12 protein-coding genes and 1 tRNA gene are annotated in these 20,435 nt (G+C 62.4%); 1 reads left to right on the forward strand and 12 read right to left on the reverse strand.

Features of this window, described 5'->3' with window-relative positions:
* Positions 1-14: 14 nt before the first annotated feature.
* The 5 genes from HPF_RS11020 to HPF_RS11040 form a co-directional block, all read right to left on the reverse strand.
* Positions 15-1,007: a glycosyltransferase family 2 protein gene (locus tag HPF_RS11020; RefSeq protein ID WP_133156614.1), complete on the reverse strand. Its 993-nt coding sequence runs from the start codon at positions 1,005-1,007 to the stop codon at positions 15-17.
* The gene (locus HPF_RS11025) at positions 1,004-7,453 is read right to left on the reverse strand and encodes a type I polyketide synthase (protein WP_207959368.1); all 6,450 of its coding nucleotides are present in this window, start codon (positions 7,451-7,453) and stop codon (positions 1,004-1,006) included. The genes HPF_RS11020 and HPF_RS11025 overlap by 4 nt, the downstream gene beginning before the upstream one ends.
* Positions 7,454-7,539: 86 nt before the next feature.
* Positions 7,540-8,439: an ExeA family protein gene (locus HPF_RS11030; RefSeq protein WP_084397526.1), complete on the reverse strand. Its 900-nt coding sequence runs from the start codon at positions 8,437-8,439 to the stop codon at positions 7,540-7,542.
* A gap of 175 nt (positions 8,440-8,614) precedes the next feature.
* A complete protein-coding gene (locus tag HPF_RS11035) occupies positions 8,615-9,322 on the reverse strand; it encodes a WecB/TagA/CpsF family glycosyltransferase (protein ID WP_165961689.1) in 708 nt (235 codons plus the stop codon).
* Between the two features lie 170 nt (positions 9,323-9,492).
* Positions 9,493-10,458: a glycosyltransferase family 2 protein gene (locus HPF_RS11040; RefSeq protein ID WP_133156616.1), complete on the reverse strand. Its 966-nt coding sequence runs from the start codon at positions 10,456-10,458 to the stop codon at positions 9,493-9,495.
* A gap of 314 nt (positions 10,459-10,772) precedes the next feature.
* On the opposite strand from HPF_RS11040, the gene HPF_RS11045 reads away from it, so the two are divergent.
* Positions 10,773-13,211 carry an AMP-binding protein gene (locus HPF_RS11045; RefSeq protein WP_133156617.1) on the forward strand — a complete coding sequence of 813 codons (2,439 nt, stop codon included), beginning with the start codon at positions 10,773-10,775 and terminating at the stop codon, positions 13,209-13,211.
* Between the two features lie 12 nt (positions 13,212-13,223).
* On the opposite strand, the gene HPF_RS11050 is transcribed toward HPF_RS11045, so the two are convergent.
* The 7 genes from HPF_RS11050 to HPF_RS11080 form a co-directional block, all read right to left on the reverse strand.
* Positions 13,224-14,738, reverse strand: coding sequence for an O-antigen ligase family protein (locus HPF_RS11050; protein ID WP_133156618.1), 1,515 nt, complete (start codon positions 14,736-14,738; stop codon positions 13,224-13,226).
* Between the two features lie 133 nt (positions 14,739-14,871).
* A complete protein-coding gene (locus tag HPF_RS11055) occupies positions 14,872-15,729 on the reverse strand; it encodes a CpsD/CapB family tyrosine-protein kinase (protein ID WP_066159620.1) in 858 nt (285 codons plus the stop codon).
* A 14-nt stretch (positions 15,730-15,743) separates the two neighbouring features.
* Positions 15,744-17,345: a Wzz/FepE/Etk N-terminal domain-containing protein gene (locus tag HPF_RS11060; RefSeq protein ID WP_066159623.1), complete on the reverse strand. Its 1,602-nt coding sequence runs from the start codon at positions 17,343-17,345 to the stop codon at positions 15,744-15,746.
* A gap of 14 nt (positions 17,346-17,359) precedes the next feature.
* Positions 17,360-18,460: a hypothetical protein gene (locus HPF_RS11065; RefSeq protein ID WP_133156619.1), complete on the reverse strand. Its 1,101-nt coding sequence runs from the start codon at positions 18,458-18,460 to the stop codon at positions 17,360-17,362.
* 2 nt (positions 18,461-18,462) lie between these two features.
* On the reverse strand, positions 18,463-19,023 hold the full coding sequence (locus HPF_RS11070; protein WP_066159629.1) for a polysaccharide biosynthesis/export family protein: 561 nt from the start codon (positions 19,021-19,023) through the stop codon (positions 18,463-18,465).
* A 344-nt stretch (positions 19,024-19,367) separates the two neighbouring features.
* Positions 19,368-19,457, reverse strand: a tRNA-Ser gene (locus HPF_RS11075).
* Positions 19,458-19,496: 39 nt separating this feature from the next.
* The gene (locus HPF_RS11080; RefSeq protein WP_133156620.1) at positions 19,497-20,414 is read right to left on the reverse strand and encodes an SPFH domain-containing protein; all 918 of its coding nucleotides are present in this window, start codon (positions 20,412-20,414) and stop codon (positions 19,497-19,499) included.
* Positions 20,415-20,435 lie beyond the last annotated feature (21 nt).

A 20,435-nucleotide genomic window follows, 5' to 3' on the forward strand; every position in this document is an offset into this window, starting at 1 on the left:
TCAGTTCGGAAAATTCAGATGGAGGCGGCTTCGGGGCGGCCGACCAACCGGCGGTGCCACGCGCAGCGCAGTGCGTGCGACACCAGGTCGCCGAGGAAGCGCTCGGGCTGGTCGGAGCGCTTCCTCTGAACAAGTCGGCGGGATCTGAAAATCAGGGCGCCCGCCACATGGGCCAGCGTGGCCAGGGCCGCGTAGAGGACGCCATGGTTCTTGGTGAAGTACCACAGCCGCGAATCGAACCAGAACGGGGGAATGCGCTTCCAGGACTTCATGCCGGTGGAGACCGAGCCGATGTGCATCACGCGGCTCTCCGGGAGGTAGACAGACTGCCACCCGGCCCGGTGTGCCCGCAGGCTCAGGTCGGTTTCTTCGAAGTACAGGAAGAAGCGCTCGTCGAACCCGCCGGTCTCCTCCAAGACGCGGTGGCGGACCATGAGGCTGGCCCCGGCCAGCCAGTCCACTTCCTGCACCTCGTCGGTCTCCGGCAGGGCCACGATGTAGCGGCGCAGCAGGCGCGAGATGGGGCCTGTGGCCGCGGCGGTCTCGAACTCGCTGAACACGGTCGGAAAGCGGAACGCTGTCTGGTGGTAGGCGCCGTCTTCGCCGTGCAGGCGGCTGCCGGCAAAGCCCACCCGGGGATGGGCGTCCAGATACTCGGCGAGCACGCGGATCGCGCCGGGTTCGGGAAAAGCGTCGGAGTTCAGGATGTAGATGTAGTCGGGCGATGAGCCGTCGGGCAGGCCTTGGCGGACGCCAAAGTTGTTGCCTGCGCCGTAGCCGCCATTGCGACCAGACTGCAGCACCCGCACGCGGTTCCAGCCGCGCTCCCGGACCGCCTGCGTGAGTTTCTCGAACGACCCGTCACCCGAATCGTTGTCCACCACGGTGATGCCACCTTCCAGCCCTTCCATCTCGCGCAACGCAGCCTCCACCGACCGCAGCGTCAGCTCGGGCGTGCGGTAGTTGAGCACGATCGTCAGCACGCGGGCCTTCGTGGGCTGGCTCATGGGCGGGCCTCCGGTTGTCGGACGGCCTCGATGCAGTCACGCATCAGACCCGCCAGCACGCGCACATTGGGTTCCAGCACCATGGAGTCGTGGTCGCCGGGCACCTCCAGCACGCGCAGCGACGGCAGGTAGCGCGTCCAGTCGTTGTCGGCGTACACATATTCGCGTTCGGCCGAGACCCAGCGCCCACCCGTCACCTTCCAGCGCAGGTCGAGGGGCGGGCGGAAGAGCACGGCGTTGCCGTTCCAGACCTGCAGCTGGTAGCGGGGCAACGCCGCCAGGAACGCCGCCTGGATGGCTTCGTTGTTCAACTGGTTCGTGCGGGGCTGGATCGGCGCGGCATTCCTGTTGCGCAGGCGGTTGAGTTCCCAGTCCAGGCGCCCGCGTGCCCAGGTCCACAGGTAGCCCAAACCCTTCTTGCGCAGTTCCGCCAGCTTGATGATGGCCTTGTCCAGCCGGTTGATCTGGGGCCGTACCGGCAGCGGTGTGTCCAGCAGCACGAGCAGGCGGACCTGCTCGCCAGCCGCTTCCAGCTGGCGAGCGATCTCGTAGGCGGTAATGCCACCGCCCGAGAAGCCGCCCAGAAGGTAGGGGCCGTGCGGCTGCACCTGGCGCATCTCGGCGATGTAGTCGGCCGCCGCCGCTTCAAAGGTCTCGTGCGGTGCCTGGTCACCATAGAGACCCCGCGCCTGCAGGCCGTAGAACGGCCGTTCGGTGCCGAGCAGGCGCGCCAGATGCCGCAGGTTCAGCACGTTGCCGAACATGCCCGCCACCAGGAAGAACGGTGTCTGTTCGCCGCCTTCGCCGTCGTGCATCGGCACCAGGTGGACGAAGCGGCGCCGGGCGGGTGTGGCCACGCTGGCTTCGCCGGCCGGGGCGTCTGCCGTGCCACCGCTATCGCCAATGCGTTCGCGGATCAGGGCGGCGCACAGGGCAATGGTGGGGGCCTCGAACAGCACGGAAATCGGAAACTCGACCCGGTAGGCCTTCTTGATCATGGCGAACAGGCGCACTGCGATCAGCGAATGCCCGCCCAGGTCGAAGAAGCTGTCCTGCACACCCACCTGATCGACGCCCAGGAGCTCTTCCCAGAAACCGACCAGCGTGCGTTCCACATCGTTGGTGGGTGCCACGTAGTCGCTGTCGAGGTCGGGGCGCTGGAATTTCTGGCCGAACGCCGTGTCGGCTTGCGCCACCTCGCTGGCCTTGTGCACCAGCGCGTCCAGGCTCATGGAAGAAACGATGACCTGCGGCAGACCCGTGGCCAGCGCGCGGCCAAAAGCATCAGCGCCTTCATGCGGCAGGATGCCCTGCGACATCGCGTGCTGGAGTTGCTCTTCCGCCGGTGACAGCCGGCTATGCGCGCTGTCACCGGCGCTCTTCTCGAACAACACCTCGCGCGCATCAAGCCGGCTGTTCGAGGCCGAGAAGCCGCCTTCCTGCAGCCGCTTGATGGAGAAGCCGCGCACCTCGACACAGACCTCGCCCTGGGCGTCGCACAGCGTCACGTCGAACACGGCGAAGGGCGCGTCGGCGTGGTTGGCCTGGGCGTTGCGCACCCAGCTCCAGACCGTGCCGGGCAGGGGGCGGTGCACCTGGACCGACTGGTACGACACCGGCACCCACAGGTGATCGGCCCGGTAGCCGTCGATCAGGTGCATGGCCCAGCCGGTGGCCAGGTCGAGCAGGGCTGGGTACAGCAGGTAGCCGGCGCTCAGATCGCCTTCAAACGCGGGCGGCAACTGCAGCAGTGCGATGCCCTCGTTGTCACCATAGGCCACGGAGCGCAGCACGCGCCAGCGCGGCCCGAAGTTCAGGTGTTCTTCCTGGGGCGACCTCAGGCCATCTGCGGCTTCGTCCCGCTGGCGGGCGCACCGGGCCTGCAGCGCTGCGGTGTCCACCCGCGCCGCGGCCGGCAGCGCGCCCGGCACCAGCGTGGCCTGCGCATTGAGCTGGAAGCCCTTGCGCCCTTCGTACTGCACATCGCTGCGCACTTCCAGGGCATAGCCCTCGTCGCTGCGCGCCAGCTTGACGCGCACCTCGCGTGTCTGGTCGTCGTTGACTTCCAGCGGGCGGAAGAAATACAGGTCTCTGATGGTGAACGGGCCGGTCTCGCCGTTGCCCCGGAGCGCTTGGGCCGCCAGCTCCAGATAACCCGTTCCGGGCAGCAGGGCCTGGCCTGCCTTGGTGCGGTGGCCATCCAGGATCCAGCGGTTGCTGGTCTGCCAGCTCGCAGTGAACAGTCGGTGCCCTGCAGCGTCGAAGGTCGCTTCGTCCAGCAAGGGACTGCCGGCGGGATGGCGCGGAGGCGGTGCGGCGTCGCCCAGGCGGCTGGCCATGGCCTTCGCGGCCATGCCGACCTCGTTCCAGATGCCCCAGTCGATGGCCAGCACCTTGGTGCGCTGCCCGGCGCGGCTGGCGGCGTAGGCATTGAGGTACTCGTTGGCCGCCACGTAGTCGACCTGGCCGGCCGGAGCCGTCACCGTGCTGGTCGACGAGAACAGCACCAGCCAGTCGATGCTGCCGTCCGGGAACAGGTCGTGCAGGATCTGCACCCCGTGCACCTTGGGTGCGAACACCTCTTCCACACCGCCCGAGGTCTTGGTCATCAGCGGGCCGTCGTCCACCACGCCCGCAGCGTGGATCACTACCTCGATGCGGCCGAAGCGCTGCCGCGCCTGTTCGGCGGCATCGCGCATGTCCTTGACGTTGCACACGTCGGCCGCCACCACCAGCACTTCTGCGCCCAGGCCTTGCAGACGGCGCACGGCCGTGATTCGCTGGACCACCGGGTCCAGTGGGTCGTTGCTGCGCAGGCAGGCGTCCCAGGTGTCGGCCGGCGGCAGGGGCTGGCGCGCGAGCAGCACCAGGCGCGCCTGCTTCTCGCGCGCCAGTCGCTCGGCCAGCGTCAGTGCAATGCCACCCAGGCCACCGGTGAGCAGGCAGACACAGCCCTTGGGGAGTCCGGCCAGCTCTTCGGACGGTGGAAGGTGCAGGGGGACGTGCGTCAGCTCGAAGCGCTTGTCGGCCCGGATCGCCGCCACGCAGTTGTCAGGGGCAGCAAAGAGCTCCTCCAGCACGCGATCGGTCAGGGCCGACCAGTCCTGTGCATTGGGTTTGGCGCGCCAGCCCTTGTCGACAGTGGGCAACACCAGGTCCAGCACCGAGCAGGTCAGACCCGGCAATTCCCGCGGGGCGACCTTGGCAGGTCCCATGAGGGTCGACTTTTCCGGGTAGCGCAGTGTTTCGTTGCGCACGCGCACGGCGTCGGAGCTCAGCACGGTCAGGTGCTGGGGGCGCGGCAGGTTTTCTTCTGCCATCGCCTGGACCAGGAACAGCAGGCTGAAGAAACCCTGTTCGATGTTCCGGTGAAAAAAGCTGCTGCCGGGACGGAAGCGCTCTTCCTGGGTGACCAGCCAGGCGTGCACGATGTGCTGGGGCGTGTTGCCCGAGGCCACCAGGTCGCGCAGGAGTTCGTCGTAGCCCTCGCGGCCACGTTCCGGCGCCAACAGGTACTCGTTGTCGTTCAGGCGTGCGAAGAGGTCACCGGCCCGCACCACGGTGACGCGGTGGGAGGCGTCCCGCAAGCGGGCCACGAGCCGGTCGGCAAGGCCTGCTTCATCGGCAAACACCAGCCAGTTTTGAGGAGACGTTTGGCCCAGGTCCAGGGTCACGTCGATGTCGACATTGGCCTGCCGCGGGCGCCAGCGGGGCTGGTAGCCCCATGCGCCGACGTCGTCGTTTCGCAGCAGTTGCGGCGCTTCTTCCGCGGCGGCCCGGGCCTTGCCGGGCTCGATGAAGTAGGGCTTGCGCTGGAAGGCGTAGGTGGGCAAGGGGACACGAAGCCTGCGGGCCTCGCCCCAGATGGGTTCCCAGTCCACCCGGACCCCGTTGGCCCACAGGCGGCCCAGGGTGCCCAAGAACCACATGTCGTCGGGCACCACGTGGTCTGCATGGCGCAGCGAATTGATCACCTGGGAGGAGGGGACTCCGTTGGCCTGCGCAAGCGAGCCCAGCGCCTTGCCGGGGCCGACCTCCAGATAGACCCGTTGACTGGTTTTCTTCAGCGTGGTGAGGCAGTCGGCGAACTGCACCGTGTTGCGCAGGTGCCGCACCCAGTACAGCGGATCGATGGCGTCGGCCGCGCTCAGCGGCTGCCCGTCGCGGTTGGAGATGATGGGAATCTTGGGAGGGTTGAGACGGATGCTGCGCAGGTAGGCCTCGAAGCGGCCCAGGATCGGCTCCAGCATGCGCGAGTGCGCTGCGATGTCGATCTGTATGCGCTGCGGCTCCACCTCGCGCGCGCGCAGCCGCGCTTCCAGCGCGTCCAGCGCCGCCTGCGGGCCCGAGACCACGCACAGCTCCGGCGCGTTCACGCTGGCCATGTCCAGCTCCGGCCCCAGCAGGCCACGCACCTCGTCCGCAGCCAGCGGGACGCTGAGCATCCCGCCCGGCGGCACCGTGTCGAAGAGCCGGCCGCGCAGAAGCACCAGGCCGATGCAGTCCTCGAACGACATCACACCCGCCAGACACGCCGCCGTGTTCTCGCCCATGCTGTGCCCGACCAGTGCCGCCGGCTTGACACCCCAGGACATCCAGAGCTGCGCCAGCGCGTACTCGACGATCATGATCAGCGGCAGCTGCACCGAGGGCTGCTTGAGCTTCTCGACCGCTGCCGCGTGGTTCTCGGCGTCGGGCAGCCAGAGGGCGCGCACGTCGTAGTCCAGTTGCCGCTGAAGAATCTCCAGCCCGCGGTCCATCCAGTCCTGGAAGACCGGTTCGGTTGCATACAGCTCCCGGGCCATGCCGGCGTACTGCGCGCCGCCGCCCGGGAACATGAACACCACCTCCGGATCGTCTTCCAGATGGGTGTGGGTGAACACCCGCCGGGTGTCGCTCCCTTCCAGCAGGGCGGCGGCTTCTTCGTGGCTCTCGGCCACGAGCACGCGCCGGTGCTCGAACGCGCGCCGACCTTCCTTCAGCGTGAACGCTACGTCCGCGAGGGCTTGCTCCGGGTGGGCCCTGAGGTGGGCCGCCAGTGCCTTGGCGTTGGCATCCAGCGCGGCCCGCGTCCGGCCCGACACGACCAGCAACTGGAAGGGCCAGTCCGACGGGGGAGAGGGCTCGCGCGCGGGTGCCTCCTCGACCACGGCGTGGGCATTCGTGCCTCCCACGCCCAACGAGTTCACGCCGGCGCGGCGCGGACCCTTGTGCGAGTGCCAGGGACTCAGGGCATGGTTGACCTGGAACGGGCTGGACTCGAAGTCGATCGAGGGGTTGGGCTTCTCATAGCCCAGGCTCGGAGGGATTTCCTGGTGTTTGAGCGCCAGCGCCACCTTGATCAGGCTTGCGACCCCCGCGGCCGTATCGGTGTGGCCGATGTTGGTCTTGACAGAACCGATGCGGCAGAAGCCCGTGTCCTGCGTCGTCTCCCGGAATGCCTGCGTCAGGGCGGCCACTTCGATGGGGTCGCCCAGGTAGGTGCCGGTGCCATGGCATTCGATGTAGTCGATGGTGTCGGCGCTGACACCGGCCACGGCCTGCGCTTCGGCGATCGCCTTGGCCTGACCGTCCACGCTTGGCGCCAGGTAACCGGCTTTGGCCGCGCCGTCGTTGTTGATGGCTGTGCCCTTGACGACGGCCCAGATGTGGTCGCCATCCTTGAGGGCATCGGCCAGACGGCGCAACACCACCACGCCGGCGCCCGAGCCGAACACGGTGCCCTGGGCCCTGTGGTCGAAAGCGTGGCAGTGGCCGTCTGGCGAGAGGATTTCGCCCTCTTGAAAGATGTAGCCGCGCGCGTGAGGCAGTTCGATGGTGACCCCGCCAGCCAGGGCCATGTCGCACTCGCCCAGCAACAGGGACTGGCAGGCCTGGTGCACCGCCACCAGCGAGGTCGAGCAGGCCGTCTGGATGTTGACGCTGGGACCCTTGAGGTCAAAGATGTGGCTCACCCGGGTGGACAGGAAATCCTTGTCGTTGCCGGTGTGGCGCAGCAGAAACATGCCTGTGCTGGCCACCAGGTCGGGGTTGGAGCAGATGTTGAAGTAGAAGTAGCTCCCCATGCCACAGCCGGCGTACACGGCGATGGGACCGGAGAAGGTCTCGGGCGGGTGCCCGGCGTTCTCCAGCGCCTCCCAGGCCACCTCCAGAAACTGGCGGTGTTGGGGGTCCATGATCGCGGCTTCCTTGGGGCTGAAACCGAAGAAGTCCGCATCGAACTGTTCGAACCCGTCCAGCGGCGCTGCGGCTGGCACATAGTTGCGATGCCGCATGCGTTCGGGACTTTCACCCGCAGCCAGCAACTCGCTTTCGCTCAGTCGCCGAATGGACTCCACCCCCTCCCGCAGGTTGGACCAATAGGCCGTCAGGTTGGCGGCGCCTGGTAGATGGGCGGCCATGCCGACAATGGCGATGTCGTTCGAATCTTCTGAAGGCGTGGTCACACAGATCTCTCAGGTATGGCACCCGGTCCTACTCCCATCGGGTAAACCATTATGACTCAACAAATTGTTACCTCACGTGAGGCAACTCACACTTTTGGGGGATCTGATGCGGAGGGGAAATTGCTATCCCCCCATTGGCTGTTGCCAGTCTGTCCGACGTTGAAATTGGTGTCGCCCAGCACGCCGTAGTCGCTGCGGTCCCGCAGCACTTCATCGATCACATGGACGTCGATCAGCCTTGCTTCCGACGCAAATCCGTACACCAAGGCCATGTCGCAAAGGATGTTGATGCTTCGGGGGATGCCGTGAGTCGCTTTGGCAATCTTTGCCGCCGCGTACGGCGTGAACAATTGCCTGTCACGGCCGGCCACTTTCAGCCGGTGCTCGATGTAGTCCCCGACCTCGACCGTATTCAGCGGCGAAATGAAAAAATCGGCCGCCACTCTCTGGGCGAACTGTTGCAGTTCGGGGCGCCTGAGCAAATCGCGCAACTGGGGCTGTCCGACCAGCACCACTTGCAGCAACTGGTCCTTGTCAGCATTGATGTTGGAGAGCATGCGCAAAGACTCCATCGCGGCGGAGCTCAGGTTCTGCGCCTCGTCGACGATCAGAACCACCCTGCGATTCTTCCCGTACTCACTGATGAGATACCGCTGGAAGGCATCGTACCGCGCGACCGGTGACAGGCCATCGTAGGGGAGGCCAAAGGCCAGCATGATCCACTCTGTCAGGTCGGCCAGGTCGGGATGGGTGTTGGTGACCAGTCCCACCGACACCTCGTCCCCGAGCTCCCGCAGAAGGCGGCGGATCAAGGTCGTCTTGCCGCAGCCGATGTCACCACAGATGACCGTGAAACCAGCGCGGTTGTAGATCGCGTACTGCAGCATCGTGTAGGCCAGCGAATGGCGCTTGCCCATGTAGAGGAAGTCCGGGTCCGGCTGGATGGAGAACGGCTTCTCTCGAAGCCCATAAAAGTGTTCGTACACGCTGAAGCCTTGAAAATTGTGCTGACTACCAGTGTCCTGCACACACGCTAGTTGCCATCTTTGCTTGTGCTTTGATGTACACGACGAGATCAAATCCGTGTTGTGCTGCCGTCAGCGCACTTGCCACGCGGTGCAATCTTATGAACGAAATTCCTCTGAGGAATGGCCAATCAGATCAGTGACGTGAGGTCTCGACGCGGGGCTTGAAGCAATCTCGGAGCAGCAACCCAAGGCCGGCGGGGTAGTGCACAAGATAGCGCCTCCACAAGCGACCGGGTTCTCTCGTCAGCCGGAACAGCCATTCCAGGCCTGCGTTCTGCATCCACCGGGGGGCTCGACCGCCCTGCGGACCCAGAATTTCAAAGCTGCCGCCAATGCCTGCGACGACCAGATCTGGCACGGCCTTTCTGAGCGTGAACGCCAACTGGTCCTGTTTTTCGCCACCCAGGGCCAAGAAAAGCATTCTCACTTCCTTCTCACGCAGCGCACCCGCAAACTCCTGGACTTGGTCGGCACTCAGGTCCACCCGACCATCAAACAGATATCGACAGGCTCGAACGGCTGGCTCTCCATACAGAGCCAAGGTGGCCGCCGGATCGACACCACCAATGACTGCGTAGGCCGGAATGGAGGGGAGCCTGAGGTAGGCGTCCACCAGGTCCACCCCCGTCGTGCGTTCGGGGATCGCTTGGTCCGGTCCTTTGAATCGGGATGCCCAGACCAGGGGCATGCCGTCGGCGGTGATGATGTCCGCCTGGGACAGGAGATCGTGGGAGCTTGGATTGCGCGCGAAGCGCGCAATCATTTCGGTGTTGAGAGTGAGGACCCAGGTTCCCCTTTTCTGGCCTATGCGCGCAAGGATCTCTTCCAGCGTTTGCTTCATGTGCGCTCGCGAAACGGGCAACCCGCACAGGACACAGTGTTCACTCATGGTCGGTATTCCAGTTGGATGGAGCCAGGGAGGGCTGCTTCAGCCCGTCCGCCAACATTCCTTTTGCACAAGGTCTGCACCACCCCATCCCCGATGCAGAAACCCCCTTGAGTATTGTCCACCTACTTGTATTCGATGATGTGGCGGGTTTGGCCTCTTAGGCGCGAGAGGTGGAATTTCACGGCTCCCTGGGCCTCGGCGAACTTGCCCAGAATCATGAAGGTGCTTTCCCGAGCAGAGCCGTTTCGCGCCAGCAGGCGTACCCACTGCAATGGATAGATGGCCGCAAGGAGCCCCGCAGGGGCCCCAGCCAGGAGCATGGCAAGGCCGATTGAAGCAGGGATCCACACTCCCCAGAACCAGGCGCGACGGGCCTCCCGAATCCAGAAGCGTTCCGGTGACGATCCATGCAGCCAAGCCCCTTCGGCAAAAGCATGGCCTGACCGCACCGTGCGCACCCACCATTGCCGCAAACGCGTGATGTTCGCATCGTGCAGCGTCATGTCTCTGTCAAGCCGGTGGATGTGCCAGCCGGCCTGGCGCAGACGAAAGCACAACTCCGGCTCTTCCCCGGCAATCATGCTGTCACGGTAGCCTGAGGCGGCCTTGAGCGCGTCGACCCGCATCATGGCGTCACCACCACAGGTCTGGGTGTCGCCGATGGGGGTGTCCCACTCCCGGTCGCACATCGCGTTGTACATGGAGCGTTCAGGGTGGCGCTCGCGGCGTCTGCCGCACACCACGGCATATGTTGGGCGCTCCGCCAGGAAACTGCGCGCCGCCTCCAGCCAGCCGGGCACCACTTCACAATCCCCATCCACAAACTGGACGAGGGTGACATCGGGGAACTGCTGAAGCAACTGCTGAAAGCCGGTATTTCTGGCTCGCGCAGCTGTGAATGGTTGCGACATGTCGAGATCAACAACCACCGCTCCCATTTCGGCGGCCATCTGGCTGGAGCCATCAGTGGATCCCGAGTCGACGTAGACGGTGGCTGGCACCACTGGCAGCAGAGACAGCAGGCACCTGCGCAGTCGCTCCCCTTCGTTGCGCCCGATCGCAACCACGCCCAGCTTGTGTTCTTGCATGTGAATTGACTTCCCGATGACCGGGAGAGCGACAGACGCAACGCCTTCCGCATTTGCCGGAGTTCAGAAGTATTAAAACTTCCGTTCAATCCTAGCATTGATCTCGAGGTCACCCGGAGTGCCTGCAATGGCTCTCTTGGGCTCATTGTTCGCGGGCCGCGCTCGCCTATGTGGCAGGCAGAATATGGCAACTGATGCAGGCGCGCAACGCCTCATGGCTTCGCTGCGGAGCCTGTAAGCGTTTCGTAGTGCCGGTGCTATGCTGCCGGCGAGCTTCCCCCGAGTTGCGTGTCAATGAACCACAGGTGCTGAGAATGCAGATATCCAAGTTGCGTGCAACCGGTCTGATTCGGCGAAATTCCCTCTCCTTTATAGAGAATGTATTTGCGCTGAACGAGAAGCGCCAGCCGCTGGTCAGCTTTCAGGATGAGGCCTCTGCCAAGGAGCCGGTGGGCATCGCCATTGATGACTGCATCGTTCCCGAAGCGGGGGGAGGCTGGTTCCGGCAGCAGCATGCGTTGATCCGTGACGATCTTCCTGCGCAGGTGACCTTCACGTCGGGCACCGAGGGCAAACCCAAGGGCATTGTGCTCAGCTATGCCAATCTGGCAGACGCTGCCGACAGGATCATCGACCAGATGCAGCTGACGGCGGAGGTTCGCGAGTACGTCGGTGTTCCCGTCACACACAGCTTCGGCATGGCGCGCATTCGCGTCATCAGTGCCGTGGGGGGTCAGTCTTTCATACCCTCGCGCGGCTTCGACCCACTGGAACTGGCGCGCATGCTAGAGGCCGGCGAAGTTAATTCGCTTTCTGCTGTGCCGACCCTTCTTCGGATCCTGCTTCAGAAGCCGCAGGTCATCGGAGAGGCGGGCAAGAAGCTTCGCTGGATGGAGATCGGTTCCCAATACATGACCGCCGCGGAAAAACGGGGTGTCCGTGACCTCTTTCCCAACGCGCGAATCGTCCAGCACTATGGGTTGACAGAAGCTTCGCGCAGCACGTTCTTGCTGATTTCGGACGTTTCGGACGAGTTGCTCGAATCGGTGGGCCGGGCGGTTGGAAAAACCGAGGTGGGTATCTCCCCTGAGGGGCGCATCCGGATACGCGGCCCACACGTGGCCCAGTGGCGCATCGAAGGTGACCACTTGCAGGCGCTACCGGGAGCAGATGGCTGGCTGGTCACCGGTGATCTGGGGCATTTGAAGGACGGCTATCTGTTTTTTGACGGGAGAGCCGACGATCTGATCAACAGCGGTGGCGTGAAGATCAATCCGGACCTCCTGGAAGAGAAGATCGGCAAACTGCTGCCTCAAAGCGGGCGGCTGGTCGTGGCCAAGGTGCCCGATGCCATGCGAGGTGAGGGCGTTCTGGTGGTGGCGGAGTCGGCGGACATGGATTCCGCACAATTGCAGACAGCCGCGAACCAGGCCTTGAAAATGCTCGGTCTGGAGGTTGGTGATGCCCTGCACGTCAAGGTCATGGCCTCCATTCCGCAGACGGCGACTGGAAAGCCATTGCGTCGTCTGCTGACCGAGGCATTCGTCGCCGAGAACAAGGACTCTCGCAACAAACCTGACACTCGAGACCCGGCCGGGCAGCCAAGGGCGGACGATGTCATGGGCTTCTTCCAGCAGTTCTTTCCTGGACGCAAGATTGACGCAGGCGCGAGCTTTGAAGCGCTTGGTGGCGACTCCCTGGGCTATATCCAGTTTTCAATGGGATTCGAGGACCGGTTTGGTCCGCTGCCCAGCGGATGGGAATCGCTGACGGTCGCGCAACTGCAAAGCAGCGTTCAGTCTGAACCTCAAACTTCCTTCCTGCGTCTGGAAGCGGCCACGCTGACGCGGGCGTTTTTCATGATCTGCATCGTGGCCCTGCATCTGGACACGTTCGTCTACAGCAACAACTGGGGGGCTGCCTATTTCCTGTTCTTGCTCGCTGGCTACAGCGTGATGCGCTTCCAATGGCCTGAAATCAGCAGGACCGGGAAGGTGAGGACGATACTGGGAACGGTGGTGAGAATCGCTGTTCCGACCGTGATGGTGGTTGCGGCGCTGCAGATCTGGGCGCATGAGGCCGAGTTGAAACCCCTGTTGCTGATATCGAATCTTTTTGATCCGCGCGAATACCATGTTGCATATTTCTATTTTGCAGAAATGTACATGCAACTATTGCTTCTGGTTGCATTTTTGTTTTCTTTCAAGGCTGCGAGGGATGCATTCAGGAAGAGTCCGTTGATCAGTGGAACTGTGCTGCTTGTTTTTGCGATGGTGTTGAGCTACTTCGCCGAGCTTGTATGGGACACAAATTACATCTACCACCGCACTCCGACCTGGTATCTGTGGACTGTGGCGTGCGGCATGTTGATCGCCAGTGCCGGTGCACGTGATGTGCTGACACGCTTGTTGGTGATGGCCATTGTGTCGATCGCCGTGGTGATGCACCATGGGTTCACGTCGGCAACCTACTACATCTGCGCCGGGTGTGCGCTGTTGCTTTTCTGGCCCGAGATTTCGGTTCCTGCCCCCGTCAAGCGGGTGGTCGGTGAGATCGCCGGGGCCTCCATGTTCATGTATCTCAGTCACTACCAGGTCAAATCTGTGGTGACGCGATTGTTTCACGGGCCAATGCCCTGGGTTGCCCTGTGTGCAGCAATTCTCGCGGGCATTGTGTTTGCTCGCGTTTATTATTGGGGTGAAGGTCGGGCGCTTGCTTTTGGGCGGCAGCGGGGATGGTGGGGGCGGCAATGAGTTGCGACGGGTTCAGGCTTTATGTGGGAGCTCAGCCAGTTTCCGCATTTGATCTCTTATTGTGCCCGTGTAGGCCACGCAGATCCCCAGAAGAGGCCAGTACACCACAGGGATCGCAATGATGCTGCTTACCGTGTAGATGATAAACATGGTGGCTGACACTGCGGCGAACAACGAGCGACCCATGACGGAAACTCGCGGTTCCAACTGTCGCGCAACCCTTGCGTGCTTTCGAATTTGAAGGAGGGTGCTCAAAAAAATTCCAAGAAAAAGCACCAATCCAATCATGCCAGAGTACAAGGCGACGCCGATATATGAGTTGACGACGTCGATGATTTTTTCACCCTGCATCATTACTTGCAGTTCAGGGGCGCTCAGGAAATCAAACGAACCCAGCATGAGATGCCGTTCAATAACCGGCAAGGCAGAGGTGATGAGGTTGGCGCGGTACTCGACATTGCCTTGATCGGCAGTTCCTATAACTGGCAGCATGTCGATAAATAGCTGACCGCCCGGGATCAGGCTCATAAGAAGAAATGCAGCAACGACGCCCAGCCCCAATCCTCCCACGCGTTTGACAGCCTTGGGGCCGATGGCTATGAAGCTCGCTACAAGTAGCAAAGAACCCACCCAGGGGCCTCTCGACAATGAGGCGACAATGCCTCCAGCGAGCAGAGCCAGCCCTAGAAATCTGTGCAAGGGGCTGGATAAGAGCTCCTTCAGGTAGAGAAAGAAGCCCAGTGCAACCACCAAGACATATCCGAGGACGATCGAGTTGCCCACCGTTGCATTCGGTCGCAAGAAGCCTGATCGCATGAGATAGCCACCGAACATCCATTCGTTCACGCCCAATGCTCCGAGAACGGCTGAGTAGAGTTTCCAGCCGCGAAGCATTTCAAAGATCGCAACCAATGACAGGATCATTGACGCGACGACGAATCCGGTCATGGCGTGCCGGAGCCCCTCTTCGTTGCGAATGCTCCTGCTGGCCACATAGTACGGAAGAAAGATGTCGATCCAAAGCGACAGAACGGTCCGGAGCCCGCTGGTGACATTGCCCGGGCGAAATGCAAGCAACGACATGAGAGCGAGGTAGCCCAGCACCCACCAATCCACCGGCGAGCTGCCAACACGCGGGGTGCTTGCTCTCTGGAAAAGCGCAAACGCCACCGGCAGCAGCAGCGTCACACCAAGCAGTCTGTAGTGGTCCAGCACCCATAGATGGTCGATGATGCCCAGTCCCGGTATCTCTGCCGGTACCGGTGGAGATACGAACAGCAGAAAAAAATACAGCCCCATGACATGTTCTTCGCGCCTTCGGTAGAGAAGGAGCAGGGCTCCGGTGACCAGGATGCAAACCCACACGCTGTTCGATAGGAACAGTGCCAGCGTGGCCGCTACCCAGAGATTGCGCCAGCGCCTGAAGGTCGCCTCTGGAATCAATTGAGAAACCGCGCCTCGGACCACCTGGAAGAACACCAGGCTGAGTGCCATCAGCACGATCAGCGCACGCACATGTTCAGCCATAGCAGGGGAGTCGTGGGCTCATGTCAGGAGTTGGGGCGGTGATAGGCCCGATGGCAGCCATCGGTGGATGGCCAAGAAATACTGGGCACATCGGCTACGTGTGGCCAAGGTGCGGCCTCTGTCGGGCAAGAAGTCAGTAGTAGGCGTTCTGGGTGGGCGACTCGTCCTTGTTCAGCACGATACCCATCAGGTTGGCTTTCGAAAGCCGATTCATGGCTTCCTCGATCTCTGTCTGGGTGGACACACCACTGCCAACCACCATCAGAACGCAGTCAACCCTGGGAAGCACACTCATGACGTCATCTGCTGCCAGAACAGGTGGTAGATCAAAGATGACGATGCGGTCGCTGTAGCGTTCGCGCAGGTCTTTTATCAACTTGCCCACTTTTGCAGACGCCAGCAACTCCGACGCGCCATTGACTGGTCGGTTGGTCGGCAGCACAACAAAACGTTCAATGCCAGGGTTGACCAGCGCCTCTGCAAGGTTTGCATGCCCATCAAGAAAATCATTGAGTGACTTCGGGCGGTTCAAGCCCAGGGAGCGGGCAACACTTGGGCGGCGCAAGTCAAAATCCACCAGTAGCGCCGTGCGGTTGGTCTGCTGGGCAATGCTGATGGCCAAGTTGATGGCTACCACTGTCTTGCCGGATTCCACGCTGGGGGATGTGATTGCCAACGTCCGCCAACCGGACTCATCCATTTTCTGGAGCACTTGGGTTCGCAACACGTCGAAAGCCCAGCTCGCTGGATGGGCCTTCTGATGTGCGACAACGCGGTGGCGTTCCAGGTGTACGGGATCCATGGACACCACGGCGGTCTGTGCATACTGCACGGCACCCAGATCGTCGGGCGTGTCCTCGTCTCTTTCGGGCGAGTCGTGCTCGATGAATATTCCTGCATCGCCTGGGTGGTGCGATGAACTGCTGTTCGGTGACAACAGATCCGTCCTGGAGGCCTTCGCCTTCTCGATTGCAAGCTTGATGCGTTCCATGTGACAGCTTTCCTTCAACCCAGATGGGAGAACAAGGAGATCAAAAGGGTCTGAAGGGGGATTACCAGGAAGTGGATCGCAGCAATTCCAACCACGGCAAGGACGGCGGCAAGCTTTACAAGCCGCTTTCGCAAAACTTGAGTGGACTGGATTTCATCGGCCGTCGTGATGTATGGCACCACCACCATGGGGCGTTGACCCGTCAAGGCTGTGAGCGAGTTGACGCCGCGCACGCGCGCGAAGATCAGCTCCAGCACGGCAACAACGGCCGCTGCAGCGGCCAGCGCAAGGAAGAAGCCCAATGCGACGATCTTGCGGCGGTCAGGCTTGATCGGGTATTCGGGCAGCAAGGGTGGCTCCAGCAGGGTGAAGCGTTCGCCTTGCTGTCCACCCTCCAGGTTCTGAACGATCTGCGCGGATAGTTGCTTGGACCGGAGGTCTTCGTACTTGGCCCGGGTCGCGTCATAGTCACGCTGGAGGGCGGCCAGGTCCCGTTCCACCTGCGGGGCACGTGACACCTGGGCTCTTTGCTGGGCAATGGCACTGCGAAGGCTCCTTTGCTGCTCTGCCAGCAGGTCTGCACGCGCCCGTGCGGTGCGGCTCTGTGCTTCAAGGCGGGACACGGCCAGCTTGGCCTGTGCAGCGATGGCGTCGCGTGTCGGACTGCTGGCGGTGGCCTCAGAGCGCACGGCGCGTTCCAGAAGATCGATCTTTTGCCGCTGAGCCCTGACATCCGGGTGGTCGTCTGTGTATGTGCCTCGCAGGCGGGCCAGCTCTGCCCGGGCGCGCTCCAGATCCTGTTCTGCGGCAGACGGGCCCGATGGCGTGACCGTTCCGGGTGCCAGCACACCTGCACGCGCGCCTGCCAGCTCCACTTCCAGTGTCTGTAACTCATCCAGAGCCATTCGATGCTCACGCTCAGCGGCTCTCAGATCGCTCTCAAGCGTCTGAATGTTCGCCAGCGCGACCACTGGGCTGTCTTCCGAGACGCCTCCTTGCGAACGCTTGTAGGCAGCGATGCGTTGCTCCAGGCTCTCCAACTGGGCCTTGACCCGATCGGCTTCCTGACTCAGAAACTCGTTGGCCCTGGACGCCTGCTCGACCCGTTCCCGCACGCTGCTTTCAAGAAACAACTGGATCAGAGCGTTGGTGACTTCCAGCGCTTTCTCCGGCTCGCTGTGCTGAAAAGACACGGAGAACGCAAGGTTGTTGGTGGGTCGTTCCCAAGCCGGCATGTTTCCGACCTGCACATTGACACCAATGCTTGCACGCATTGCAGTTGCGATGTCGGTGTCTTTCAGCACGACGCCTGGGGGTGGTTCAAATACACGATGTTCGGCCGCAATGCGCAGCAGGCTCTCGCGGGTCATGATCCGCTGGCGCAGCGCCTGAACCCGTTGTTCAGCGTTGCCGCCCGAAGGCGGCTGCACCACTTCTCCTGCAATCTGTGGACCCTCTGCCAGCAGTGTTCCGCTGGCTTGGTAGGCCCGCGGCAGTATCAGCGCCACCACTACCGAGGCGCCAAGCACGACAACAAAGGTCAGGACAATCACCCAGGCACGGCGTCGGATGATGGACAGGTAGTCGTTCAGGCTCAGTTGGTAGTCGGCCGGCATGAGGAATCGTGAAATTAGAAGTCAGGGTGCGAATACACCAGCCCCACGGCCACCGAGTGGCCTTTGGCTGTGGGTCCGCCGGAGGGCTTGGCTCGCCGCTGCTCCAGGCTCATGGAAATGGCCCAGAACCTGGTGAGCTCGGATTGGATCCGTGCGTACATCATGGAGCCGGTGTCACGGTCTCCATCGAGGGACTGGGCATGGCTTACACCCAGCGAGAAGGATGTATCGATGGTAAGGGGATAGGTTGCAGAGGCGTCAAAAACCTGCGACCGCGTGTACCCAGCGACCGCACCGTCTGCACTCACCTCTCGGGACCATGCAACGGCATAGCCGATGCGTTCTCCCGTGTAGGTCAGACGCAGCAAACCGACAGGCGCCGTCTTGCCTCTCGCAGTGTTGGCGCGGACGACTCCTGCCGCTGCGTTCAGAACAAGGCCTTCACTGAGATCTCTTTCGTACCCGAGGCCGAGTTCGCTTCGTGACTCCCGCTCGCGGTCTCCGTCTGGCGTTAGGCGCGAAGCGCCCGCTGTCAGCGAATACCGTGCATTGGAGCTTGCCGAGATGCGATAGGCGACCGATCCACTCGTTTCCCCGTGGTTCACAAGCAGCGGTGTGTCGTAGGTGACGCGCTCATGCGAGAGATCCATCTCAAGGGCCGTTCCGGCCGTCAGGTTGTAGGTCCAGGTGCCTCCGACGGATCCCGTGCGTTCCTTGCTGTCCAGTGTCACCCGGCCAAAGTCGGCAAATTCTGTCTCGCGCGTGGACGCTTCTTCCAGGGAGGCCCGCAGTCCAAAGACCGCCACAGGGCTTGAGTTCTCCCAGAGCACGCGGACGCTGGGTAAGCTGCGATTGGCGCTCAGATCGGTGTTGCCAGATCGTTCGATCAGCGCACCCAGCGCCAGCTCGGTGCTGGAGGCTCCTTGGGTGGTCCGCAGCGTGAACTGCGGGTGCATCCGAAACAGAGTGACACTACCGCGGCTTTCGGGCGAGAGGTCGGGATTGCTGATCCGAACGGCCTCCAAGGGCACGGTCAGCGAATTTTGCGCAATGGCAGGAGACCAGACGAAGGCCTGGAGGACGAATGCCAGAGGGGGTGTGAGTCGTGCGTTCATGTTCAAGGAACCAGAATGGTGTCGCCGGGCATCAGAACCACGTTGGTGTCGAGCTGGTTCCCCTTGACCAGATCGTCGTAGCGAACCGGCAGCACCCGGTTGCCCTGAGGCGAACTGCGCAAGACCCGGATCGAGTTGCCATCGGCAAACCGATCCAGCCCCCCGACCTGACTGAGCATTTGCAGCACCGTGGTCTCCGATGACGTCAAGGTCACCGCTCCGGGGCGCACCACCTTGCCGAGCACAAACACCTGATTGCCATCCGTGGCTGTGATCGCCACGGTCACGACGGGCTCAGGAATGTACTTCTTGAGCCTCTCGGCCACCTTGGCTTCGACTTCCGGGGTGCTCAGTCCCACCACCGAAACACGCCCGGCCAGCGGAAAGGTGATGCTGCCGTCGGGCAGAACGCGCACCTCCATCCGCAAGGCTTCGTCCTTCCAGACCGAGACCATCAGGGCGTCGCCATGCCGCAACTTGTAAGCAGCATCAGACTGAGCCATCAAGGAACCGCTGGCGGTCAGCAAAACTGCGGTCGTCACTAAGCTGGACAGTACAGACATGGCAATCTCCAAGGATCAGAGTGGTTGCAGGGAACCCGTTGACTAGGCAGAAGATGAAATTCTCCATGCTCAGACATGGCGAGGTTTCAAAATATTACGAACTTTATCTTAAGCCAAGTCGACAAGGTCGCGGTTTCCGCAATCGTCATCCGTACCCTCCAAGGGAGTAGCGGGACCCGGGTATCCGCCCTCAGCGGGGCAAGTTGCGGGCCGTATCTCACAAACGCTTGGGACTGTTGCAGACAACGACGCTCCATCATGGTCATGGTTCTGTTGCTGCGGGGTGCGGGAATGACTCAAGGCAAAAAAAAACCCCAAGTGATCGAATCACTTGGGGCATGTTCTGGCGGAGAGGGCGGGATTCGAACCCGCGGTGGGGATTAGCCCACACACGCTTTCCAGGCGTGCGACTTAAACCGCTCATCCACCTCTCCGCGAAGCCTGCGATTGTAGCAGGCCGCAGAGCGCGTTTTTCACTCCTTGGCCTTGGTCGTGCCGATCATCTTCATGGCCGACCCGATGAGGGCCGAGACCTCGCTCATGTTGCCGGGGACGATGAGCGTGGTGGTGGCGTCGGCAGCCACCTTGCCGTAGGCGTCCACAGCCCGTTCGGCCACTTTGAGCTGGACGGCCTGCTCGCCGCCAGGCTGTCGGATGGCGGTGGCAATGCGCTCGATGGCCTGGGCCGTGGCGTCGGCCACCGCCGTGATCGCGGCGGCCTCACCCTGGGCCTGGTTGATGGCTGCCTGCTTTTCGCCCTCGGAGCGGGCAATGAAAGCTTCGCGTTCACCAGTGGCAATGTTGATCTGCTCCTGACGGCGGCCCTCGGAGGCGGCAATCAGTGCGCGCTTTTCGCGCTCGGCCGTGATCTGCTGCTGCATGGCGTGCAGGATCTCCTTGGGTGGCGTCAGGTCCTTGATCTCGTAGCGCAGCACCTTGACCCCCCAGTTCAGCGCCGCCTCGTCGATGGCCTGCACCACCTGCGCGTTGATGATGTCGCGCTCCTCGAAAGTCTTGTCGAGTTCCAGCTTGCCGATCACCGAGCGCAGCGAGGTCTGTGCGAGTTGGGTCACGGCGACGATGTAGTTGGAAGAGCCGTAGCTGGCGCGCATCGGGTCGGTCACCTGGAAGTAGAGGATGCCGTCCACCTGCAGCTGGGTGTTGTCGCGTGTGATGCAGACTTGGCTGGGCACATCCAGCGGGATCTCCTTGAGGCTGTGCTTGTAGGCGACTTTGTCGATGAAGGGCACCAGAAAGTTGAGACCCGGTGCCAACGATGCGTGGTACTTGCCCAGGCGTTCGACCACCCAGGCATTCTGCTGGGGCACGACCTTGACTGCCCGGATGATGAAGATCGCCGCGATGATGAAAAGAAACAGTGCGATTTCCATGGTGATGTCCCTGTACGGTTG

This window comes from Hydrogenophaga pseudoflava (genome assembly GCF_004353865.1).
GTDB classification, from domain to species: Bacteria; Pseudomonadota; Gammaproteobacteria; order Burkholderiales; family Burkholderiaceae_C; genus Hydrogenophaga; species Hydrogenophaga pseudoflava.